The 1,190-nt window shown below is 47.3% G+C and carries 1 protein-coding gene; it reads right to left on the bottom strand.

The genetic code is table 11. The annotated features are described in order from the left end of the window. Nucleotides 1–6: 6 nt before the first annotated feature. Nucleotides 7–1,190: elongation factor Tu (tuf, locus tag R7Q46_RS24980; protein WP_017822038.1), on the bottom strand; the 1,184-nt coding region annotated here is incomplete at its 5' end.

Here is a 1,190-nt window from a genome sequence, read left to right as displayed (position 1 = left end):
TATGAATTAGTCGAAGATCTTAGCAACAACACCAGCACCTACTGTACGGCCACCTTCACGGATCGCGAAACGTAGACCTTCGTCCATTGCGATTGGTGCGATTAGCTCTACAGTCATCTGTACGTTGTCGCCTGGCATTACCATTTCTACGCCGTCTGGTAGCTGGATGTCACCAGTTACGTCAGTTGTACGGAAGTAGAACTGTGGACGGTAGCCTTTGAAGAATGGAGTGTGACGACCACCTTCATCTTTAGACAGTACGTATACTTCTGATTCGAACTTAGTGTGTGGAGTGATTGAACCAGGCTTAGCTAGTACTTGACCACGTTCAACTTCGTCACGCTTAGTACCACGTAGAAGTGCACCAACGTTCTCACCTGCACGGCCTTCGTCTAGAAGCTTACGGAACATCTCAACACCAGTACATGTAGTTGTAGTAGTGTCTTTGATACCTACGATAGCAACTTCGTCACCTACAGTTAGGATACCACGCTCGATACGGCCAGTTACTACTGTACCACGACCTTGGATTGAGAATACGTCTTCGATAGGCATTAGGAATGGCTGATCTACCGCACGCTCTGGCTCAGGGATGTAAGTATCTAGAGCTTCTGCTAGTTCAACGATTTTCGCTTCCCACTGCTCTTCGCCGTTTAGTGCGCCTAGTGCAGAACCTTGGATAACTGGTAGGTCATCACCTGGGAAATCGTATTCAGATAGAAGTTCACGAACTTCCATTTCTACTAGTTCTAGTAGCTCTTCATCGTCAACCATGTCACATTTGTTCATGAATACGATGATGTATGGGATACCAACCTGACGGCCTAGTAGGATGTGCTCACGAGTTTGTGGCATTGGGCCATCTGTCGCAGCAACAACTAGGATACCACCGTCCATCTGTGCAGCACCAGTGATCATGTTTTTAACATAGTCAGCGTGTCCTGGACAGTCAACGTGTGCGTAGTGGCGTGATGGAGTGTCGTACTCAACGTGAGAAGTTGCGATTGTGATACCGCGCTCACGCTCTTCTGGAGCGTTATCGATAGATGCGAAGTCTTTAGCTACACCGCCGTAAACTTTAGCAAGAGTAGTACAGATAGCTGCAGTTAGAGTTGTTTTACCGTGGTCAACGTGGCCGATAGTACCAACGTTAACGTGCGGTTTCGTACGTTCAAATTTTTCTTTAGACA

This window comes from Vibrio sp. 811, from assembly GCF_033339195.1.
Note: the sequence above shows the minus strand (reverse complement) of the source record. Positions and strands in the feature narration are given on the sequence as shown.